This is a genomic window from Hydrocoleum sp. CS-953 (assembly GCF_002260545.1).
Classification (GTDB): Bacteria; Cyanobacteriota; Cyanobacteriia; order Cyanobacteriales; family Microcoleaceae; genus Trichodesmium.
The window spans coordinates 1-5,213 of the sequence record NZ_LGSU01000880.1 but is presented as its reverse complement, the minus strand read 5'-3'; the positions used below and the strand labels follow the sequence as shown (position 1 = coordinate 5,213).

The window sequence follows — 5,213 nt, the reverse complement described above, 5'->3', positions numbered from 1 at the left end:
ACTAGAAAAGGTGACAAACATCCCAACATAATAAATGGTTATGTAGCTTGGGAAACAGTACAGTTAGCCAACTTAGCACAAACTCAAAAACTCTTCGGTGAATACAAGTGCATCCACTCCCAGGTATTGCAAGATGTGATCCAGCGCGTACAAACTACTATGGATAACTTTACCAAACCTGATAAAAACGGTCAAACCAGTGGCAGACCTAAATTAAAGGGGAAATATTATTATAATTCCTTCAGCTATCCTCAGTTATCAAATACCAACAACATACTCCCAGGTATTGCAAGATGTGATCCAGCGCGTACAAACTACTATGGATAACTTTACCAAACCTGATAAAAACGGTCAAACCAGTGGCAGACCTAAATTAAAGGGGAAATATTATTATAATTCCTTCAGCTATCCTCAGTTATCAAATACCAACAACATTGTCAAAAATGCCAATGGAAGGATGATTGTATTGTGGATTTTTTATTAAAGCTATTTGAGCTTGGCGGAGCGCTTCTGCTTTAGTCAAATTAGTTTCAGATTTAGTAGTTAGCACCTGGTAAAAATCTATCATAAATTCAGCCGTAGACAAATCGTCAACAGACCACAATGTTGCTAGGGTACTGCGGGCACCAGAACGCAAAGCTAATCCAGCCAAACCTAATCCAGCTCTATTATCTCCAGCAGCAGTTTGACAAGCACTAAGTATCAGTAATTCTATTGGGTCTCGATTTTGTTCTTGTAATAATTCAGAAAATTCTTTAACCTGGAGGCGAGTATCCCAAGTTAACAGAAATGTTTCTTCTGGATCGGAACTAAACTGACCATGAGTTGCTAAATGAACTACCCGAAATGGTTTACCTTCTACTTTCTTTTGGAAAGCTACTTGAGTAAATTCCTCGTTCAAGAGAATAGTTTTTGAGTCTATTTTTTTGGCAATTTCTTCAATTTCAACTCCTACTCCTGGTAGAGGGGTAAAACCTTGACGTGCTTCAGTAAGACCCAACATTAAAACATTAAGTCTTGCACTTTCGAGGCCCTCTGGAAATAATTGCAACCCTTGGCTCAGACCAATGCTATATTTCTCAATCAGATACTGTTGACCATCGTATAAACTAGCCATTGGTATATTTCTCAGGAAGCCATCAAGCACAAATACTAGAGTCTGAATATTATTAGCTGCTAAATCTACTTCTGCTGGTTGAATTAGCCAGTTGTATACTTCTTGAGCAAGTTTGAGTCTTTCTTTTTGGGAAAATCCAATATAAAATGCAGAGTACAGTTGTTCAAGAGTGCTTTGAATTTCCTCTTGCGGTAGTGGAGTAATGTAATGAAGCAAGGGACGATCGGGTAGGGAAAGAATTACTTCTAGGCGATCGCTTCTTTCGCTGCCTGCCATTCTCCCAAAGCTTGATATGCTGTGGAAATATAGTTTAAAGTTTGAGCTTTACGAATAAATTGTTCTTGTTTTGCATAGTCTTGAGCAACCTTTTGCCAATTATCAATTGCTTCTAAAAATTGGCCTTGCTGATAAAGCTCTCGGCCTTTTTGTTCTATTTGTTGTATCGGTGTTTGGGCAAAAGCAGTTGGGGCATAGCGATCGAATGCTGGCAAAATAGTTGTGACTAATATAAAGGTTAATAGCCCTAATATTAGATTACTCAGGAAGATAGAAGATCGAAAACGGGAAAATTTCAGCATATCAGCATAAAATTTTATTTATTTATAAGGTACTACAAGTAGTTCTTTTTTTGGCGTTGGTGAATGAGCTATGAAATATCAAAAGCGTGTTATAAGAAACCGGGTTTGTATTAGATGCCGATACATACTGATATCTGTCTCCAACAAACCCGGTTTCTAGAATGCCGAAAATCATAGCCAAAATCACCAATGCCCTTTTTTTTGAATCTAGGATACTCTGAGAACATTAGAGTAAAGACCAGGTTAAAAATAAGTTAAATTTTTAGTATTCCTACGCCTGTAATAGTAGATGGAACCCATTTGATATCTATTTAAAAAATAGGGTGTATTGGAGTATTTTGCAATCTTTGCCACAACCAAAACGACGCTCTATGCAACATCCTTACCGAATAATTAAGGTTTAAAGCCAACTAGATCAAGAGAAACAATTAATTTATTTTCCTTTTATTTAATTCTCTTCCTTTTAGGGAGAGGTAATTATCAATTATCCATTATCAATTATCAATTATTGAATGTGGTCTCCTGGAATTAATACCCCTATAAATCTTGACAATTAATTGGTCGATACCAATTCTGATTAGGCATAACTGCTACTAATTCTACCCTACCATCTGGGTGAAATATCCAACCCGTTGATTCGATTAACTGATTTTGATATTTGGGTAAAGTCTCATGGGTGACAATTTGATTTCCTGAAAATGTTCGCTCTCCTGAAACTGCATAATTTTCTAAATCTTGCCACAGAGTTTGACCGCGCAATGTTTCCATTGGAGCAACAGGTATACCGCCACGACCAATAAAAGTAAAAGAACTATCCCCACTACCTGCACAACCTGCTGCTACAAGTTGGTTGAGGTCTGTAGTTTCCTCTGGCAAAGGGGCAACAGCACTACTGGGGTCTACTTCCGGGTTGTTGATAGTCACTATACCAGAAACACCCAGTGCCGAACTGGCTGTAATTTCACTATCGCGAGATTGAAATAAACCTTCAGTGGTAATGCTAAGACTGCCACCCGCACCCTCAAAAGCATTGGCAGTAATGTTACTATTTTCGAGAATAACTATATTCTCAGCATTAAGATCAATATCGCCACCGTTACCCGTACCCNCGGGTTGTTGATAGTCACTATACCAGAAACACCCAGTGCCGAACTGGCTGTAATTTCACTATCGCGAGATTGAAATAAACCTTCAGTGGTAATGCTAAGACTGCCACCCGCACCCTCAAAAGCATTGGCAGTAATGTTACTATTTTCGAGAATAACTATATTCTCAGCATTAAGATCAATATCGCCACCGTTACCCGTACCCCCTGCTTCTGTAGAAATTTGACTACTACGACGGAGTTCGAGGAACCCTGTCGTTATATTTATATTACCACCTTCCATTTTACTAAACTTACCCAAACTTACCCAAGAGGGTTTTGGAGTTAGCTTCCTGCTTCACAGAAGACCACTGACCGCAGTCTGCAACTTATCTTCGAGAGCAGGCTTGAAATCGCTTGAAGCTCAAGCTACTGACGTGCATAGTTTTCTAGGTTTATAGCGGCATTAAAATCTCTGGGAGCAGTGAAACCACAGTGTCCGCATTCGTAAGTTCTCACACTTAAAGGCATTTTCTGTTGATGCCCACAGTGAGAACATAATTGAGAATTCGGATAAAATCTAGGAGCTATCACTAGCTGGCTTCCATACCACTCACACTTGTATATAAGCTGACGCTTAAACTCATAAAACCCACAGNTGCTCTAATATCTGCTACTTTCTTGTGCAATATTGCTAGTTTTTTGATAGCTTTGACTCTGTTTTTAGAGCCAAGCTCCTTTTCGTTGAGTATTTGCTAGTATCTGTCCTCCATCTCGCACCATTAACTGACGAGTCGAAATTTTTATGTCTCCTCCTTTACCTATTGCCAGAGCCTGAGTTTGTAAGCGACTGGGAATACTGGCATCGGGATTTGTACCTTCTATTGTCAATAAATCTGTTGCAGTGACGCTAATTTCTCCTCCTGCTTCGCTTCCTTGATTTTGATTCAATGCCACGGAGCCATCCCTTAACGTTATTTGTCTACCTGTCATCTGAATTGAAGCAGCACCTACTCCTGAAGTGTCTGCTGCTGCTTGTTGTAACAGATTAATATCTCCAAAATTCTCTACACCGTTATAGTTGAAAGCAAAACCTCCAGATGGCAAGACACTAAAAGCAACTCTTCCTTCTGCTACTGCTCCTAGTTCAATTTGTCCACCTTCCGCCGTTAAGACACCTCCATCTAGGTTAATATTTCCTCCAATTAGGGCTAAAGTTTGATTGGGCTGGANCTGCTGCTTGTTGTAACAGATTAATATCTCCAAAATTCTCTACACCGTTATAGTTGAAAGCAAAACCTCCAGATGGCAAGACACTAAAAGCAACTCTTCCTTCTGCTACTGCTCCTAGTTCAATTTGTCCACCTTCCGCCGTTAAGACACCTCCATCTAGGTTAATATTTCCTCCAATTAGGGCTAAAGTTTGATTGGGCTGGACTTGTAATCCTCTATTGGCTTCACTTCTATTAATCGGTTCAAAGAGGACATTTTCTACAATAGTAAATCCATGACCGTTTCCCTCAACTGTTATTGTTCCTGGATTTGGCCCCAAATTTAAGCCGATGGGTCTATTAATCGTTAACAAGGGTGGGGCGTTGGGATTAGTAGCGCTATAGAAACTACCATCAGAAAATATTAAGCTTTCTGCCGTACTGCTAATAAATGAACCACCTATATCTAAACGAGCGTTTGGTCCAAAAACTATACCGTTGGGGTTAAGCAGAAAAAAGTTAGCCGTACCATTGGCCCGAATTAATCCATCAATATTGGAAATATTTCCCCCGGTGATTCGGTTGATAATATTAGAGATATTGACAGAATTATCAAAAAATGCTTCTGTGCGTGTGGGCAGAGAAAAATCCTGGAAACTATGAAATAAATTGTCACCAATTGTTGTTCCACCGTCAATGGTAAAGCGGTTGCCATTGATAATTACCGTAGTATTATTGGGTAAAGTAGCATCGGGGACTATTTGAGCTAAAGTTGGTAAGGATAGATTCCAGCTAGTGAAAATTAGGCTAATAGTTAATAATTTCTTCATTACTAAAATTTTCAAAGTTTGGACTTTAGTATCGGTCATTTCAGTTATCAGTTATTAGTTATCAGTAGCTCCACCGAATAGGGAGGCTTGAAATACTAAAGTTGATTTTTTTATCCCCTCTGACTCATATTAGACATCTACAAAAATTAAAAATCAAATCAATTATCATCCATAAATTATCTATTATTTCTTCCTTTTCCCTCTTTTTTGGAGATGTCTATTAGTAAAGCTACAGAATTTTGACTATTATTATTAGAGTTTTGACTTATATCATGTCCGGTTGAATAGTTATAAATAAGAAGGGAGGAGTCAGTCCTCGTAGGGGCGTTTTCCTGACGGAATGCTCCGCAAACATGTCGCTCCGCGAAACGGCCGTTAGCTTCGCATAACTAT

At 38.9% G+C, this 5,213-nt stretch carries 3 protein-coding genes and 4 pseudogenes; 1 reads left to right on the top strand and 6 read right to left on the bottom strand.

Annotation, left to right across the window (positions count from 1 at the left end):
- A pseudogene (locus AFK68_RS36630) lies at window positions 1-327 on the top strand (hypothetical protein); the annotation flags it as partial.
- A 91-nt stretch (window positions 328-418) separates the two neighbouring features.
- Here AFK68_RS36630 and AFK68_RS11645 read toward each other — a convergent pair.
- From AFK68_RS11645 to AFK68_RS11615, 6 genes and pseudogenes are all read right to left on the bottom strand, one after another.
- Entirely contained in the window at window positions 419-1,393 is a 975-nt protein-coding gene (locus tag AFK68_RS11645; RefSeq protein ID WP_094672920.1) for a CHAT domain-containing protein, read from the bottom strand.
- A complete protein-coding gene (locus AFK68_RS11640) occupies window positions 1,363-1,695 on the bottom strand; it encodes a hypothetical protein (protein WP_094672918.1) in 333 nt (110 codons plus the stop codon). The genes AFK68_RS11645 and AFK68_RS11640 overlap by 31 nt, the downstream gene beginning before the upstream one ends.
- Before the next feature lie 1,109 nt (window positions 1,696-2,804).
- Window positions 2,805-3,083, bottom strand: a pseudogene (locus AFK68_RS11630) (filamentous hemagglutinin); the annotation flags it as partial.
- 125 nt (window positions 3,084-3,208) lie between these two features.
- Window positions 3,209-3,437: pseudogene (locus AFK68_RS11625) on the bottom strand (zinc ribbon domain-containing protein); the annotation flags it as partial.
- A 65-nt stretch (window positions 3,438-3,502) separates the two neighbouring features.
- Window positions 3,503-4,011: pseudogene (locus tag AFK68_RS44855) on the bottom strand (filamentous hemagglutinin); the annotation flags it as partial.
- Between the two features lies 1 nt (window position 4,012).
- Window positions 4,013-4,820: filamentous hemagglutinin N-terminal domain-containing protein (locus AFK68_RS11615; protein WP_143437798.1), on the bottom strand; the 808-nt coding region annotated here is incomplete at its 3' end.
- Window positions 4,821-5,213: the final 393 nt, after the last annotated feature.

Coding starts and splice junctions, on each gene's coding strand:
- AFK68_RS11640 (WP_094672918.1), bottom strand. CDS start 1,695: ATGCTGAAATTTTCCCGTTTTCGATCTTCTATCTTCCTGAGTAATCTA.
- AFK68_RS11645 (WP_094672920.1), bottom strand. CDS start 1,393: ATGGCAGGCAGCGAAAGAAGCGATCGCCTAGAAGTAATTCTTTCCCTA.